Annotated in this window: 14 protein-coding genes; 4 read left to right on the plus strand and 10 right to left on the minus strand. The window is 72.7% G+C overall.

What is annotated here, in order from left to right; all coding sequences use genetic code 11:
* Positions 1-251 precede the first annotated feature (251 nt).
* From AB0J57_RS33155 to abc-f, 3 genes are all read left to right on the plus strand, one after another.
* Entirely contained in the window at positions 252-1,415 is a 1,164-nt protein-coding gene (locus tag AB0J57_RS33155) for an acyltransferase domain-containing protein (protein ID WP_366132107.1), read from the plus strand.
* Positions 1,412-1,666 (plus strand): phosphopantetheine-binding protein, encoded by a 255-nt coding sequence (locus tag AB0J57_RS33160; protein ID WP_366132108.1) that lies wholly within the window; start codon positions 1,412-1,414, stop codon positions 1,664-1,666. Before AB0J57_RS33155 ends, AB0J57_RS33160 begins: the two co-directional genes overlap by 4 nt.
* 145 nt (positions 1,667-1,811) lie before the next feature.
* Positions 1,812-3,446 (plus strand): ribosomal protection-like ABC-F family protein, encoded by a 1,635-nt coding sequence (abc-f, locus tag AB0J57_RS33165; protein WP_366132109.1) that lies wholly within the window; start codon positions 1,812-1,814, stop codon positions 3,444-3,446.
* Here abc-f and AB0J57_RS33170 read toward each other — a convergent pair.
* From AB0J57_RS33170 to AB0J57_RS33215, 10 genes are all read right to left on the minus strand, one after another.
* On the minus strand, positions 3,436-4,407 hold the full coding sequence (locus AB0J57_RS33170; RefSeq protein WP_366132110.1) for a Gfo/Idh/MocA family oxidoreductase: 972 nt from the start codon (positions 4,405-4,407) through the stop codon (positions 3,436-3,438). The genes abc-f and AB0J57_RS33170 overlap by 11 nt on opposite strands.
* The gene (locus AB0J57_RS33175; protein WP_366132111.1) at positions 4,407-5,861 is read right to left on the minus strand and encodes an NDP-hexose 2,3-dehydratase family protein; all 1,455 of its coding nucleotides are present in this window, start codon (positions 5,859-5,861) and stop codon (positions 4,407-4,409) included. Before AB0J57_RS33175 ends, AB0J57_RS33170 begins: the two co-directional genes overlap by 1 nt.
* Positions 5,851-6,636, minus strand: a complete 786-nt coding sequence (locus tag AB0J57_RS33180; protein WP_366132112.1) for an alpha/beta fold hydrolase — start codon at positions 6,634-6,636, stop codon at positions 5,851-5,853. Before AB0J57_RS33180 ends, AB0J57_RS33175 begins: the two co-directional genes overlap by 11 nt.
* A 7-nt stretch (positions 6,637-6,643) precedes the next feature.
* Positions 6,644-7,243, minus strand: a complete 600-nt coding sequence (locus AB0J57_RS33185) for a dTDP-4-dehydrorhamnose 3,5-epimerase family protein (RefSeq protein WP_366132114.1) — start codon at positions 7,241-7,243, stop codon at positions 6,644-6,646.
* Positions 7,230-8,222: a dTDP-glucose 4,6-dehydratase gene (gene rfbB / locus AB0J57_RS33190; protein ID WP_366132115.1), complete on the minus strand. Its 993-nt coding sequence runs from the start codon at positions 8,220-8,222 to the stop codon at positions 7,230-7,232. Before rfbB ends, AB0J57_RS33185 begins: the two co-directional genes overlap by 14 nt.
* A gap of 34 nt (positions 8,223-8,256) precedes the next feature.
* Positions 8,257-9,150, minus strand: a complete 894-nt coding sequence (gene rfbA, locus AB0J57_RS33195) for a glucose-1-phosphate thymidylyltransferase RfbA (protein WP_366132147.1) — start codon at positions 9,148-9,150, stop codon at positions 8,257-8,259.
* Between the two features lie 44 nt (positions 9,151-9,194).
* Positions 9,195-10,346 (minus strand): DegT/DnrJ/EryC1/StrS family aminotransferase, encoded by a 1,152-nt coding sequence (locus tag AB0J57_RS33200; RefSeq protein WP_366132116.1) that lies wholly within the window; start codon positions 10,344-10,346, stop codon positions 9,195-9,197.
* The gene (locus AB0J57_RS33205; protein WP_366132117.1) at positions 10,343-10,798 is read right to left on the minus strand and encodes an FdtA/QdtA family cupin domain-containing protein; all 456 of its coding nucleotides are present in this window, start codon (positions 10,796-10,798) and stop codon (positions 10,343-10,345) included. Before AB0J57_RS33205 ends, AB0J57_RS33200 begins: the two co-directional genes overlap by 4 nt.
* Positions 10,799-10,807: 9 nt before the next feature.
* Positions 10,808-12,073: a cytochrome P450 gene (locus tag AB0J57_RS33210; protein ID WP_366132118.1), complete on the minus strand. Its 1,266-nt coding sequence runs from the start codon at positions 12,071-12,073 to the stop codon at positions 10,808-10,810.
* 417 nt (positions 12,074-12,490) lie between these two features.
* Positions 12,491-13,711: a macrolide family glycosyltransferase gene (locus AB0J57_RS33215; RefSeq protein WP_366132119.1), complete on the minus strand. Its 1,221-nt coding sequence runs from the start codon at positions 13,709-13,711 to the stop codon at positions 12,491-12,493.
* Between the two features lie 219 nt (positions 13,712-13,930).
* On the opposite strand from AB0J57_RS33215, the gene AB0J57_RS33220 reads away from it, so the two are divergent.
* Complete coding sequence (locus tag AB0J57_RS33220; protein ID WP_366132120.1) at positions 13,931-15,136, plus strand: cytochrome P450; 1,206 nt, start codon at positions 13,931-13,933, stop codon at positions 15,134-15,136.
* The last annotated feature ends 65 nt before the right edge of the window (positions 15,137-15,201 follow it).

Genomic DNA, 15,201 nt, shown 5'->3' on the forward strand with positions numbered 1-15,201 from the left:
GAAAACATCACACGCATCCTCGGCCAGGACGCCACCCTCGAACACGCCCGCCGCTACATACGCCAAGCACTCGGCCGCAACTCCACCACCACCCTGGAACTGGCCAAACGCCACGCCGAGTCGGCGATCCGCATGCTGTGACCCGGGGCGGCCGCCAGGGCTCCGGCACCGCTCCGCCACGGCTCCAGGGGTGGCCGTCAGCCTGGGCGGACGACGCCCCTGTGCGGCCGGCCGAGATTGCGAGGAGCGGCATGAGCGCGACGACCATCACCGCCCGGGACAGCGGGACAGCGGGGCTCGGCGCCTCCGGGCCGGTCCTGTGGCACCTGAGCCTGTTCGAGGCGGGCGACCGCCCGTCCGCCGAAGCCCGGATGGCGGCCCTGACGACGCACTTGACCGGCGCCTTCGGCCAGGAGGACGTCCCCGTGCGCATCCGCGCCCTCGGTGCGGATGGCCGGTACCGGGGAGCCGTGGTGGCCGGCGGCGGCCGCGCGAGAGGACTCGCTGTCGCCCGTGTGCCCGCCGGTGGCCCGGTGCCGGTCGCCTTCTTCTTCCCCGGCCCCGGCGGCCACCACCCCGACATGGGCCGCGACCTGTACCGCGACTTCCCGGTCTTCCGCGCCGCGCTCGACCGGTGTGCGCGGCTGCTCGCACCCGAACTGGGCCTGGACATCAGGGAGGTCGTCTTCCCCGACCCGGAGCCCGGGCGGCGCGGGCGCGGCGAGCGCCCGCTCGGCACCACCGGGCTCGCCCACCCGGCGCTGTTCGTCGTCGAGTACGCCCTGGCCCGGCTCTGGCAGTCGTGGGGGGCCCGGCCCTCCGCCATGACCGGACACGGCACCGGCGAGTACGTCGCGGCCACCCTCGCCGGGGTGCTGTCCCTGCCGGACGCCCTGGCCCTGGTCGCCCGTGGCGCCCCGCCGCGCGGCGCCACGCCCGCCGTCCCCGACCCGGCGCACCTGCTGCTGGAGGCCGGCCCCGGCCGGGCCCCGGGCGGCGCGGCCGGCACCGTCGTCGCCACCATGCGCCCGCCGCACCGGAGCGGCTCCGACTCGGCCGCGGCCCTGGAGGCGCTGGGCCGGCTGTGGCTCGCGGGCGCCGACATCGACTGGGCCCGCTTCCCCGCCGCCGCACCGGACCCCGGCCCCCGGGGCGCCGGCGAGCCCGCCACCCCCACCGAACGCGCGCTGCACGTCCTGTGGGCGGAGCTGCTGAGGATCGAGCGGCTGCCCCGCGACGCCGGCTTCTTCGGCGCCGGCGGCGACTCGCTGCTCGCCACCCGGCTGATCCGGCGGGTGGAGGAGACCTTCGGCGTCGGGATGACACTGCGCCAGGTGTACGAGTGGCCCACCATCGCGCGCATGGCGGAGGCCATCGACACCCGCCGGGCCGCCGGGGACGGAGCGACCCGGTGAACCCGCAGACCAGGGCGAGGACCGCGGCGTACCTGTCCCGCTTCTTCCCGGTGACGGACCTGAAGGACGACGACGACCTCTTCGCGCTCGGGTTCGTCAGCTCGATGTTCGCGATGCAGCTCGTCTCCTTCGTGGAGCACGAGTTCGGCGTCACCGTCGAGGAGGAGGACCTGGAACTCGATCACTTCCAGTCCATCGCGGCCATCGACGCCTTCGTCGCGCGCAAGCTCTCCGCGCCCGCCGCGCGCTAGCGGCGCGGCGGTCCAGGGACGCTCGAAAACCGGTCGAGGACAACTCACGGGCGTCCGCGCGGACTTGCCTTTCGCCGCCGGGCGACGTGAAGGTGCGTACACAGATGCGTACACAGACTGTGCCGTGCCACATCCAGGAGGCTCCATGACCACCCCCCACTCCCAGCTCGCCCTGGACGAGGTCACCAAGCACTACGGCGAGCACATGGTCCTGGAACGGGTGTCCTTCACCGTCCGGCCGGGGGAGAAGGCGGGGGTGATCGGCGACAACGGCTCCGGCAAGTCGACACTGCTGCGGCTCATCGCCGGTCTGGAGAAGCCCGACAACGGCGAGCTGACGGTGCGCGCGCCCGGCGGCACCGGCTACCTCGCCCAGCGGCTGGACCTGCCGTCGGACGGCACCGTGCGCGACGTGCTCGACCGGGCCTTCGCGGACCTGCGGGACCTGGAGCGGCGGATGAGGGCCGCGGAGGCCGCCCTGACCGACGCGTCCGGCGCCGGGGAGCTCGGCGAGTACGGTGACCTGCTGGCCGAGTTCGAGGAGCGCGGCGGCTACCAGGCCGACGCGCGCACCGACGCCTCCCTGCACGGTCTGGGCCTGCCCGGCCTGGACCGCGACCGGCGCCTGGACACCCTCTCCGGCGGCGAACTGTCCCGGCTGGCGCTCGCCGCGACCCTCGCCGCGTCGCCGGAGCTGCTGCTGCTGGACGAGCCGACGAACGACCTGGACGACGCGGCCGTGGACTGGCTGGAGAAGCGGCTGCGCGACCACCGGGGCACCGTCGTCGTCATCACCCACGACCGGGCCTTCCTGGAGGCGGTGACCTCGACGATCCTGGAGGTCGACCCCGACCGCCGCACCGTCAACCGGTACGGCAACGGCTACCAGGGCTACCTCGACGCCAAGGCCGCCGCCCGGGCCCGCTGGGAGCGCGAGTACGAGGAGCACCTCGCCGAGATCGCCCGCCAGGAGAAGCTCGCCGAGAACGCCGGGCGCATGCTCGACACCATCTCCCGCAAGGGCCCCTGGGCCTTCAGCGGCAACGGCCACCACCGGGCGCGCTCCTCGTCCACCGCCACCTCCGGCCGGGCCCGCAACGCCAACGAGCGGCTGCGCAGGCTCCGCGAGAACCCGGTGCCGAGGCCCCCCGAGCCGCTGCGCTTCACCGCCTCCATCGAGGCCGGCACCGCACCCGGGGGCGAGCCCCTGACCGAGCTGCGCGGCGTCCGCGTCGGCACCCGCCTGCACCTGGACGCCCTGCGCATCGCCCCAGGCGAGCGCCTCCTGGTCACCGGCCCCAACGGGGCGGGGAAGTCGACCCTGCTGCGGGTCCTCGCCGGCGAGCTGGCACCCGACGACGGAACCGTCCGGCGCGCCGAGCGCATCGGGTTCCTCCGCCAGGACGAGACCGTGGAGCACCCCCGGCGCACCGTACTCGCCGAGTTCGCCGCCGGGCGGCCCGGCCACCCCGACGAGTACGCCGAGCAGCTCCTGGCGCTCGGGCTGTTCCGGGAGAACCAGCTCCACCTGCCCGTCGGCGAGCTGTCCGTCGGGCAGCGCCGCCGCATCGAACTGGCGCGCCTGGTGACCCGCCCCGCCGACCTGCTGCTGCTCGACGAACCGACGAACCACCTCTCCCCGCTGCTCGTCGAGGAGCTGGAGGCGGCGCTCGACGGGTACGCGGGCGCCGTGGCGATCGTCACCCACGACCGGCGCATCCGCCGCGCCTTCGAGGGCTCCCGGCTGCACCTGGAAGCAGGCGCCCCGGTCAGCGCGTGACCGTGACGGCCCGGGCGCGGATCTCGTCGAGGAGCCGCGCCTGGGCCAGTGACTCCCGCTCCAGCACGGGCAGATCGGCGCCCAGGACACCGTCCCGGAAGGAGCCGAGGGCCGCGACGAAGTGGTCCTCGGCCGGGACACGGATCTCCGAGTCGTCCTGCCCCACCGACAGCCTCAGCAGCGGCTCGTGCCCGGGGGCCGTCGTGAAGACGTGGTCGGTGGCGAGCGTCCCCGCACTGCCCTGGATCTCGTACCACGACCGGTAGTGGTGCTCCATGCCGAAGCGGAGCTGCGCGCTCGTCCCGTCCGGCGTCATGAGCAGGACCGCTCCCGACACGTCGACGCCGTACCGCTCGTCGGTGCGCAGCACGGCGCCGGCGACGGTCAGGTCGGTGCCGAGGAACCGCAGGGCCGCGCGCAGCGGGTAGACGCCGTTGTCGAACAGGGCCCCGCCGCCGAGGGCGGGGTCGTAGCGGTTGTCCCCGTCGGGCCGGGGCGGGATGGTGAAGGCGGCGGACAGGGCCCGCACCCGGCCCAGTACGCCGGACCCGAGCAGACCGGCCTCGCGCCGGTGCCGGGCGTGGTGCAGGAACATGAAGTTCTCCCGCAGCACCAGCCCCCGTTCCCGTGCGAGCGCGAACAGCCGCCGCGCGTCGTCCTCGCACGTCGCCAGCGGCTTCTCGACCAGGACGTGCAGCCCCGCCCGCAGCGCCTTTCCGGCCCAGTGGGCGTGCAGCAGCGTCGGCAGGCACACATAGACCGCGTCCACGTCGGTGCGCGCCAGCAGCTCGTCGTACGAGCCGAGGGGCACCCCGCCGAAGCGGGCCGCGAAGTCCTCCGCCCGCTCCCGGCTGCGGCTGGCCACACAGGCGAGCCGCAGGCCGGGAGTGCGGGCCAGCGCGGGCAGGGTGCGGCGCGCCGCGATGTCGCCGCAGCCGAGGACGCCGATGCGCACGTCCATCAGTACAGCGTGTGGGCGCACACCAGGAGCGTGCGCAGCTCGACGTTGACGTAGTTGCTGTGCGCCAGGAGGTCGGTGAGCTGGGCCAGCGTCAGCCACATGTAGTCCTCGGGGGTCTGCTCGGGGAAGCCGTCGGGGACGCGGACGATGGTGTACCGGTTCTGCGCGTGGTAGAAGCGGCCTCCCTCCTCCGACTGCATCGCGTCGTACAGCACCCGCCCGGCGGGCGCGTCGAGCGCGTCGGCGAAGTACGGCGGCGCGGGCTCGGCCTCCGGCCCGATGTGGTCGGCGGGGCGGCAGTGCACCGTCGGCGCGAGCTCGGCGACGTTGAGCGTCCCGACGTCGACCCGCGCCTGGACCAGGGCGTGCAGCGTGCCGCCGATCCGCTTGACCAGCAGGGCCATCAGGCCGGGCACCTGCGGCTGGATCAGCGGCTGGGACCAGGAGGCCACCTCGCGGTTGCTGGCGGTGATGTCGGCGCCCATGACCCGGAAGCGGCGGCCGCTGCCGTGCGCGATCTCCTCGTCCGTGCGCCGCCAGCCGTCGGCGGCGACCTCGTCCAGCGGCACCCGGCGCCGCACCAGCTCGCGCAGCGCCCGCACTCCGGTGAACCAGCTCCCGAACTCGGAGGGGGAGTGCAGCGGCAGCGCGTGCGGATCGTAGAAGGAACGCATCACGTCACCGGCGAGCGGCCCGGGCTCCGCGCCCGCCGTCGGCAGGCAGGCGAGGATCGAACGCGAGTCCATGTTCACGACGTTGTCCTGCGACAGCAGGGCCCGGAGCTGGCCGAAGGTGAGCCACCGGAAGTCCTCGCCGGTCTCGATGTCGTCGTCCGGGTCGATCTCCACGATCATGTTGCGGTTGCGCTTGGACAGGAACCAGTCGGCCTGCTCGGACTGGAGCACGTCCACGAGCACCCGGGAGCGGCCGCGGTCCAGGAACAGGTCGAGGTACGGTATCGGGCGCCCGCGGTGCACGCCGGTGAAGTTGGAGCGGGTGGCCTGCACGGTGGGCGAGAGCTGCATCGTGTTGATGTTGCCGGGCTCCATCTTGGCCTGCATCAGGAAGTGCAGTACGCCGTCGATCTCCCGGGCCACGATGCCGAGCAGCCCGATCTCCGGCTGCACGATGATCGGCTGGCGCCAGCCGTCGCCGCCGGTGTGGTCGGTCCGTACGTGCAGCCCCTCCACGGAGAAGAACCGGCCCGACTCGTGGCGCAGGTTGCCGTCCTCGCGGTCGAAGTACCAGCCGCGCAGGTCCGCGAACGGCACCGGACGCACCTGGAAGCGTCCCACGCGGGCGCGTTCGGCGAGCCAGGGCACGACCCGGTCCAGCGGCATCGCCGTGCTGTCGGGGGTCCGGGCGGAGGCGAGCAGCCGGCGGGCGGTCGGGACGCGGTCGGCCGCGGGCCGCGCCCCGGTCCCGGCGGCCGGTGCGACGGTGTCAACGAGCATGGCCGAGCGCCTCCTCCACGATGCGGCACACGGCGTCCTGCTGGTCGTTGAGGTAGAAGTGGCCGCCGGGCAGGACGTGCAGCGCGGTGGGGCCGTGGGCGACCGCCTGCCAGGCGTGCGCGTCGCCGACCGGCACGTTCGGGTCGCTGTCACCGGTGATCACGGTCAGCGGGACGGTGAGCGCGGGCCCGGCCAGGTGCCGGTAGCGCCCGGCCACCCGGTAGTCGTTGCGCAGCGGCGGCAGGACCATGCGCAGCAGCTCCTCGTCCTGGAGCAGGCCGGCGTCGGTGCCCTGGAGCCGCGCGACCTCGGCGAGCAGCCCGGCGTCGTCGAGGAGGTGGACCGTGTCCCGGCGCGGGACGGTCGGGGAGCGGCGGCCGGAGACGAACAGGTGCGCCGGCGGCTCGGTGCCCTCCGCGACCAGCCGGCGGGCCGTCTCGTAGGCGAGGGTGGCGCCCATGCTGTGCCCGAACAGCGCGTAGGGCCGGCCGGTCCACTCGCGCAACACCGGCACCACCGCGTCGACCAGCTCCTCGACGGACTCCAGGAACGGCTCGTGGCGGCGGTCCTGGCGGCCCGGGTACTGCACCGCGACCACCTCCACCGAGGGGCCGAACCGGCGGGCGAAGGGCAGGTACGCGGTGGCCGAGCCGCCCGCGTGCGGGAAGCAGAACAGGCGGACGGCGGCGCTGTCGTCGGGCCGGTAGCGGCGCAGCCAGGCGGCTGCTTCGGCCTCGGCCGTATCGGGTGCGCGCGTCTGGGTGGAGGCGGTCACGGTCGGTTCAGCTCCTTGCGAGGTGAGGAACGGCGGGCACCGCGGGGTGGCGGGGCAGACGGCCCGAGGCGAGGGCCTCGGCGAGGGACGGTGCGGCCTCGTCCTTCGCGGAGCGCAGCACCGGTCCGGCCGGCTCCCACGGCAGCGCCAGGTCCGGGTCGAACGCGTCGACGTCGACCATCGCGCCGGGTACGTACTCGGCGGACAGCAGGTAGTTGACGCAGGTCCCGTCCTCCAGGGCCAGGAACGCGTGGCCGATGCTGCCCGGCATGTACAGCGCGATGCCCGAGGAGGCGTCCAGCCGGGTCATGGCGTACCGGCCGAACGTCGGCGAGCCCACCCGCAGGTCGACCATGAAGTCGAGGATCGAGCCGCGCACGCACGTCACCAGCTTGCTGCCGTCGCCGGGGACGTCGTTGCAGTGCACACCGCGCAGGGTGCCCCGCCGGGAGACGGAGTTGTTGACCTGGCGGACGGTGAACTCCAGGCCGGTGGCCGCGGTCAGCTCGGAGTACCTGGCGGCCTCGTAGAAGTGGCCCCGGTCGTCGGCCAGTTTGTCGGGCACCACGCGGAAGGTGCCGGGCAGGTTCGTCTCATCGACGCGCATCGGCGCCCACCGCCTTCAGCGGCTCCCACCACGCGCGGTTGTCGCGGTACCACCGCACGGTCTCGGCGAGCCCCTCCTCGAAGGGGACGAGCGGCTCGTAGCCGAGTTCGGCACGGATCTTGCCGATGTCCACCGAGTAGCGCCGGTCGTGGGCGGCACGGTCGGCCGCCGGCCGCACCCAGCCGGCGTCCCGGCCGGTCAGCTCCAGCAGCCTGTCGGTCAGCTCCCGGTTGGTCAGCTCGGTGCCGCCGCCGATGTTGTACACCTCGCCGGCCCGGCCCTTGACGGCGACCAGCGCGATGCCCCGGCAGTGGTCGTCCACGTGCAGCCAGTCGCGGCTGTTGCCGCCGTCCCCGTACAGGGGTACCGGTATCCCGTCGATCAGGTTCGTGGTGAAGAGCGGGATCACCTTCTCCGGGTACTGGTAGGGGCCGTAGTTGTTGGAGCAGCGCGTCACCCGCACGTCCAGGCCGTGGGTGCGGTGGAAGGCCAGCGCCAGCAGGTCGGAGGACGCCTTGGACGCCGAGTACGGCGAGTTGGGCCGAAGCGGGTGGTCCTCCGGCCAGGAGCCCTCCTCGATCGACCCGTACACCTCGTCTGTCGACACGTGCACGAAGCGGTCCACGCCGGCCGCCGCCGCCGCGTGCAGCAGCGTCTGCGTACCGAGCACATTGGTGCGTACGAAGGCGGAGGCGTCCTCGATGGAACGGTCGACGTGCGACTCCGCGGCGAAGTGGACGACCAGGTCCGCGCCCCGCGTCAGGCGCGCCACCAGCGGCGCGTCGCAGATGTCGCCGTGCACGAACTCGAGCCGTGGATCGTGCGCCACGGGCGCCAGGTTGGCCCGGTTGCCCGCGTAGGTGAGCTTGTCCAGCACCACCGTGCGGGCACCGGCCAGATCGGGGTACGCACCGGTCAGCAACTGTCGGACGAAGTGGGAGCCGATGAAGCCCGCACCTCCGGTCACCAGCACGCGCATTGTGACGAGGCCCTTCTTCGAGAGGTGGGGGTGGCTAGGCGGCGGGGGAGGCGAGGGCCGGCGCGCGCCGGGCCATGTCCATCACGTACTGGCCGTAGCTGGACGAGCCGAGCTCGGCACCGAGCGCGTACGCCTGGTCGGGCGTGATGAACCCCATGCGCAGCGCGATCTCCTCCACGCACGCGATCCGCTCGCCCTGGCGCTGCTCCAGGAGCTGGACGTACTGCCCGGCCTGGAGGAGCGAGTCGTGGGTGCCCATGTCCAGCCAGGCGAAGCCGCGGCCCAGCTCGTTGAGCCTGGCCCGGCCCTGGGCCAGGTAGGCGTTGTTGATGTCGGTGATCTCCAGCTCGCCGCGCGCCGACGGGGTCAGGCCGCGGGCGATCTCCACCACGTCGCTGTCGTACATGTACAGGCCCGTGACGGCGAGGTTGGAACGCGGCCGGCGGGGCTTCTCCGCCAGCGACACCAGACGGCCGGACGCGTCGATCTCGGCCACCCCGTAGCGCTGCGGGTCCTGCACCGGGTAGCCGAACAGCTCGCAGCCGTCCAGCCGGTCCATGGCCGTGGCGAGGAGGGTGGAGAAGCCGGGGCCGTGGAAGACGTTGTCGCCGAGGATCAGGGTCACCGGGCCGTCGCCGATGTGCTCCTCGCCGATCAGGAACGCCTCCGCGATGCCGCGGGGTTCGTCCTGCTCGGCGTAGTCCAGGCTGATGCCGAGCCGTGAACCGTCGCCCAGCAGGGAACGGAACATCTCCAGGTGGTCCTTGGCGGCGATGAGCTGGATATCCCGGATGCCCGCCAGCATCAGCACCGACAGCGGGTAGTAGATCATGGGCTTGTCGTAGACGGGCAGGATCTGCTTGGACAGCGTGCCCGTCAGCGGACGCAGCCGGGTGCCGCTGCCGCCCGCCAGGACGATGCCCTTCATCGGCCGCCGCGGGGGCCTGGCCGGCGCGAGGGGCGTGGGCTGGTTCATCGGGTGGCCTCCAAAGCGTCACGGACCGCGGCGATGACACTCGCCACGTCGTCGTCGGACAACTGCGGCCCCATCGGCAGGCTCAGGACCTCCGCCGCCAGCCGCTCGCACTGCGGCAGGGCCCCGTCGTGGGTGCCCGCGTACGCGGGGGAGCGGTGCACCGGGACCGGGTAGTGCACCAGGGTCTCGACCCCGGCGGCGGCCAGCGCCCGCTGGAGCGCGTCCCGGTCGCCGGCCCGGACCACGTACTGGTGCCACACCGGCCGCGCCCACGTCTCGACGGCCGGCAGGGTCAGGCCGGGCAGCCCGGCCAGCTCCTCGGTGTAGCGGCGGGCGACCCGCGCGCGGCGGGCGTTCCAGGCGTCGAGCAGCGGCAGCTTGACGGCGAGGACCGCGGCCTGCATCTCGGCGAGCCGGGAGTTGGTGCCCAGCTCCTCGTGCTCGTACTTCCGGCGTGAGCCGTAGTTGCCCAGCAGCCGGATACGGGCGGCGAGTTCGGGGTCGTTGGTGACGACGGCGCCGCCGTCGCCGAGCGCCCCGAGGTTCTTGCCCGGGTAGAAGCTGAACGCCGCCGCGTACCCGGATCCGATCCTCCGGCCCCGGTAGCGGGCGCCGTGCGCCTGCGCCGCGTCCTCCACGACGTACAGGCCCCGCCGGGCGGCGACCTCCGTCACGGCGTCCAGGTCGACCGGGTGGCCGTAGGTGTGCACCGGCATGATCGCCCTGGTGCGCGGGGTGCAGGCCGCGTCGATCCGGTCCGGGTCGATCAGGAACGTCCCGGGGGCCGGCTCCACCGGCACGGGCCGGGCGCCGACCGCGGAGACGGCCAGCCACGTCGCGATGAACGTGTGGCCGGGCACCACGACCTCGTCGCCCGGGCCGACCCCGAGCGCCCGCAGCGTCAGCTCCAGGGCGGCCAGCCCGGTGCCGGTGCCCACGCAGTGCGAGGCGCCGCAGTAGGCGGCGAACGCCGCCTCGAACGCTTCGAGTTCGGGTCCCAGCAGGTAGCGGCCGGAGGCGGCGACCCGCAGCAGCGCGGCCTCGACGTCGTGGCGCACCTCGTCCGCCGCGTGCAGGTCGCGCAGGTCGTGGAAGGCGACGCGGGAGGGGACGCGGGGCGCGGCGTGGGGGGCCGTGGCGGTGCTCACAGCAGGCCCTCCGCGTCACGCAGGAACGAGTCGTAGTCGCGGTAGTAGTCGCTCTCGTCGTAGTGGCAGGACGCCAGGACCAGTCCGACCGCGCCGGCGGAGAAGTCGCTCAGGTTCCGCCAGACCATCGGCCCCACGTACAGCCCGGTGCCCGGACGGTCCAGCCGGATGGCCTGACGCGTCCGGCCGTCGTCGATCGTCAGCGTGAAGCTGCCGTGCACGGCGATGATGAGCTGCTCCAGCTCGCGGTGGGCGTGCGCGCCGCGCGAGGAGCCGACGTCGAGGTCGTGCAGGTAGTAGACGCGCTCGATCTTGAATCCGGCGGTCCACTCCGACTCGACGACGGACAGGCTCCCCCGCTCGTCCTTGTGCTGTTCCAGATCGATCAGGCGGCAGGGCTTGATCCGGCCCACTGCCGTCGCGGTCGTCCCGGTGGTGGTCGCTGTTGACATGACGGTCCTTCAGCTACGCACGACGCGCACGGGCAGGTGGCGGGCCGTGAGCTGGTCGGCCTCGTAGAACTCCACCTTGTCGTGGTGGATCTCGTACGACGCGAAGCGGTCCAGGGCGAGGTTCAGGAAGACCTTCGCCTCCATCCGGGCCAGGAACGCGCCGAGGCAGTGGTGGATGCCGTGGCCGAACGCCATGTGCTTGTTCGCCTCGCGCCGGATGTCGAAGACGTCCGGGTCGGGGAACTGCTCGGCGTCGCGGTTGGCCGACTGGCTCCAGGCGATGACCATCTGGCCGGCCTTCATGGGGTGGCCGAGGATCTCCGTGTCCTCCTTGACCAGCCGGAAGATGTTGTTGAACGGGCTGCGGTAGCGCAGCGTCTCCTCGATCGCGCCCGGGATCAGCGAACGGTCCGCCCGCAGGTCCGCGAGGGCCCGCGGGTTCTCGTCCAGGACGAGGAAGAGGTTGCTCAGCAGGGTGGCGCTGGAGATGTGGCCCGCCGTCAGCAGCAGCGCGACGATGTTGACGATCTCCTCGTCGGTGAGCCTGCGGCCCTCCACCTCCGACTCGATCAGGCCGCTCATCAGGTCGTCGGCCGGCTTCTCGCGCTTCTCGGCGATCTTCGCGTACAGGTAGGCCGCCCACTCCTTGATGGCCGGGCCCATCGTCTCCGCGAAGTCGTCGGGGAGGTTCGGGTACTCCATGCCCTCGTTGTTGAGGATCACGTCGACCCACTCGCGGAACAGGTCCTGGTCCTCGGCCGGCACTCCGAGCAGCTCGGCGATCATCGTCACCGGCAGCGGGTACGCCAGGTCCTTGACGACGTCGATCTCGGTCCGGTCGCCCAGGGCGTCCAGCAGGTCGCGGGTGATCTCCTCGATGCGCGGCTCCAGCTTCTGCATGCGGCGCGGCGTGAACGCCTGGCTGACCAGCTTGCGCAGCGGGCCGTGCCGGGGCGGGTCGATCCCGCCGAAGGTGCCCGGCCCCATCAGCAGCTTCAGCTCCTCCGGAACCGGGAAGACCGGCGAGAAGTCGGAGGAGAAGAGCTGGGGGTTGGTGGAGACGGTCAGGTAGTCCTCGTAGCGGAACACCTGCCAGGCGAACCGCGTCGAGTCGTAGAACACCGGAGCTTCGGCGCGCGCCCGGGCGAACCACTCCAGCAGCTCCCGGGCACCGGCGCCCTCGGGCTGCGCCAGCGGGTGCGGCGGCGTCTCGTCCTGGACGGGCTCGGCGGCGGCTTCGGCGGCCTCGGCGGCTTCGACGGTCTGTGTCGTCATCTCGGCTTCCTTCGGGAGCGGGAGGAGGAGGGCTGGTGGCTGGTGCGTGGGGCCGGGGTGTCGCCTCGGGGCGCCCCGGGGGCGCCGTGCCGGGACGCGGCGGGTGCCGCGCCGGCGGCCCGGGGCCGAGGAGCGCGAGGTCCGCGGGGCGTTACGGCCCGAGAGCCGCGACGCCTCTGGACGCGAGGGCCGTTGCCGCCCCCGGGTGGCTCCGGGTGGTGCCCGGTGGCCCCGGGTGGCCCCGGGCGGCCCCGGGTGGTGCCCGGTGGCTCCGGGTGGTGCCCGGTGGCCTTGGGCGCCCCGGTGGTCCGGAGACCTGGGTGGCCCTGGCTCCGGTGGCCCCCGGCGGCCTGGCTGCCCCGGAGGCCCGAGGCCCCCGAACGCCTCGGAGCGTGCCGGGCGCGATGGGCGTCCTTGCTACGGGGCGACGGGCGTGAGCAGGGCCTCGACCGCATCCGCGGCGGCCGCCGGACCGCCCGCGGCCTCGATCTCACGGCGCAGTCGCGCCACACCGGCCCGGATCGCGTCGTCGGCGACGACCGACAGGGCGGTCTCGCGGATCAGCTCGGGCGAGATGTCCTTGCGCAGGATCTTGGCGCCCACGCCCAGCTCGACCGCCCGGTTGGCGGTGGCGTGCAGCTCCGCCATCTGCGGCACACAGATCACCGGCACGTTCTCGGAGACGCACTGGAGGACCGTGCTCGTACCACCGTGGTTGATCATCAGCGCGGCGTGCGGCAGCACCGCGCCCTGCGGGACGAACCTGTGCACCTGGATGTGCGGCGGGACCTCGCCGAGCTCGCCCTCGGTGACACCGCCCGCGTGCGCGATCACCACGTCCCACTCGACGTCCGCGAACGCCTCGACACAGGCACGGAAGAACTCCGGCTGCTTGTTGTAGAGCGTGCCCAGGGTGATCAGCACCAGGGGACGGCCGCTCGCCGGCGCCTCCCAGTCACCGTGGAAGCTGTTCGCGCTCGTGCACGGCCCGACGAAGTTGACCTCCTCGCCGAACGTGTCCCCCGCGTACTGGAACGCCCTCGGCAGGTACACCAGCGCCGGGCCCGAGTGCACCTCGGCCGCGAAGTCGCCGATGCTCTTGTCCACGCCCTGCGCCGCCATCAGCTCGGAGATCCGTCCGAACAGGGCCCCCGTCTCCGGGTCCTCGGCCTGCTCCTCGGCCGGGTCGACCGGCGGGTGCAGCGACCAGTGCTCGTTGGCGACGTACGTCGGAGTTGAACGGATGACCGGTATGCCCCACTTCGCCGCCAGGATGTGCCCGCTCCAGAACGACGACGGGTCGCACACGAACACGTCCGGGCGGTGCTCGTCGAAGTGCCGCTCGAATTCCGGCAGCGTCTGCTCGGTGAGATCGAGCATCCACTTCATCATGTTCACGAACTCGTCCTGGTCCGTGTACGCGTCGGAATCCTGCTGCGGCACCATGGTGGCCAGGAACCGGTCCTCGTCCAGCGGATACGGAAGCAGCTCCGCACCCGTCGCGAGCACCCGCTCGGCATAATTGTCCGACAGCGCGTAGGTCACCCGGTGCCCGCGCGCGACGAGCTCCCGCGCCACGGACAGCGTCGGATTCACATGCCCTGCCGCGGGAAGAATGAAGAAGGCGATATGCGCCATCGAGGCAGCCTTTCGGGGCGAGCTTTTCGGGGCGGACAAACGGAAATTACGAGCCACCGACAGGTCGGCGCAAGGGGCGACCTGACATAGTCTCCGCGGCCGCATCGCACACCAATTCCCGGGCACCGCCGCGACTTGACACACTCACCGGAAATTTCGGGGCAGGGTGCCGGACCCTCGTGTTGGCTGGCAAGGTCCGCGCACAGAGGAGATTCAGCCATGCCCTGCCCCCATGGTGAGGAACCGCGCACCTTCCCGTTCAGCGACCGGATCGACCTCGGGATCGACCCCGAATTCGCCGCCCTGCGCGCCCACGAGCCGGTCGTGCGCGTCACCATGCCGTACGGCGGCCAGGCCTGGCTCCTCACCCGGCACGCCGACGTCAAGAAGGCGTCCACCGACCCCCGCCTGAGCATGCACGCCGCCGCCGACTGGGACGTGCCGCGCGCCGCCCCCCGGGCCCTCGACTCCGTCGGCCTCATGGGCATGCCGCCCGAAGCCCACGCCAGGCTGCGCCGCATGGTGTCGCGCGCCTTCACCGCCCGCCGCGTCGCCGCCCTGCGCCCCCGCATCGCCGAGATCACCCACGGCCTGATCGACGAACTCGTCGCCCACGGCGGCCCCGCAGACCTCGTCGACAAGCTCGCCCTGCCCCTGCCGACCGCCGTCATCTGCGAGATGCTCGGCATCCCGCACTCCGACCGGCACGTCTTCCGGGCCTTCACCGAAGCCCTGATGTCCGCCACCCGCTACACCGAGGAGCAGGTGGCCCAGGCGTGCGAGGAGTACGCCGACTACCTGCGGGGCTACGTCGCCAAGCGCCGCGAGCAGCCGGAGGACGACCTGCTCAGCGCCCTCGTCCAGGCCCACGACGACGGCGAGCGGCTCAGCGAGAACGAACTGCTGATGCTCACCGGCGGCATGCTCATCGGCGGCCACGAGACCACCGCCAGCCAGCTCGCCGGCCACGTCACCGTCCTCCTGTCCGAGCGCAGCCGCTACGAGCTGCTCGTCGCCCGGCCCGAACTCATTCCCGCGGCGGTGGAGGAACTGCTGCGTTACGTGCCCCTGTGGGCCAGCGTCGGGCCCAGCCGGGTCGCCACCGAGGACATCGAGATCGGCGGCGTCACCATCCGCGCGGGAGAGGCCGTCGTCTATTCACTCGCCTCCGCCAACCGCGACGAGACCGTATTCGAGCGCGCCGACGAGGTGGTGCTCGACCGGGCCACCAACCCGCACATCGCCTTCGGTCAAGGACCGCATTTCTGCCTCGGCGCACCACTCGCTCGAGCGGAACTCCAGTGCGCACTCGAGGCACTGACGAGCAGACTGCCCGGACTGCGCCTTGCCGTACCCGAGGAGAAACTCACCTGGCACGGCGAGATGCTCGTCCGCGGACTCGTCGAACTTCCCGTTGAGTGGTGAATCACTGAGCCGCCACAGGCGGCGCTTTCCCCTTCTGTCTTCCCGCTCGTTCTCTTGGTAATGGA

Origin of the sequence: Streptomyces sp. NPDC049837 (genome assembly GCF_040674455.1) — a bacterium.
GTDB lineage: Bacteria > Actinomycetota > Actinomycetes > Streptomycetales > Streptomycetaceae > Streptomyces.

Excerpts from the sequence above, each read along its gene's own strand:
- rfbB (WP_366132115.1), bottom strand. The coding sequence starts at position 8,222 with ATGCGCGTGCTGGTGACCGGAGGTGCGGGCTTCATCGGCTCCCACTTC.
- AB0J57_RS33155 (WP_366132107.1), top strand. The coding sequence starts at position 252 with ATGAGCGCGACGACCATCACCGCCCGGGACAGCGGGACAGCGGGGCTC.
- abc-f (WP_366132109.1), top strand. The coding sequence starts at position 1,812 with ATGACCACCCCCCACTCCCAGCTCGCCCTGGACGAGGTCACCAAGCAC.
- AB0J57_RS33215 (WP_366132119.1), bottom strand. The coding sequence starts at position 13,711 with ATGGCGCATATCGCCTTCTTCATTCTTCCCGCGGCAGGGCATGTGAAT.
- AB0J57_RS33210 (WP_366132118.1), bottom strand. The coding sequence starts at position 12,073 with ATGACGACACAGACCGTCGAAGCCGCCGAGGCCGCCGAAGCCGCCGCC.
- AB0J57_RS33185 (WP_366132114.1), bottom strand. The coding sequence starts at position 7,243 with ATGCGCGTCGATGAGACGAACCTGCCCGGCACCTTCCGCGTGGTGCCC.
- AB0J57_RS33220 (WP_366132120.1), top strand. The coding sequence starts at position 13,931 with ATGCCCTGCCCCCATGGTGAGGAACCGCGCACCTTCCCGTTCAGCGAC.
- rfbA (WP_366132147.1), bottom strand. The coding sequence starts at position 9,150 with ATGAAGGGCATCGTCCTGGCGGGCGGCAGCGGCACCCGGCTGCGTCCG.
- AB0J57_RS33170 (WP_366132110.1), bottom strand. The coding sequence starts at position 4,407 with ATGGACGTGCGCATCGGCGTCCTCGGCTGCGGCGACATCGCGGCGCGC.
- AB0J57_RS33175 (WP_366132111.1), bottom strand. The coding sequence starts at position 5,861 with ATGCTCGTTGACACCGTCGCACCGGCCGCCGGGACCGGGGCGCGGCCC.
- AB0J57_RS33205 (WP_366132117.1), bottom strand. The coding sequence starts at position 10,798 with ATGTCAACAGCGACCACCACCGGGACGACCGCGACGGCAGTGGGCCGG.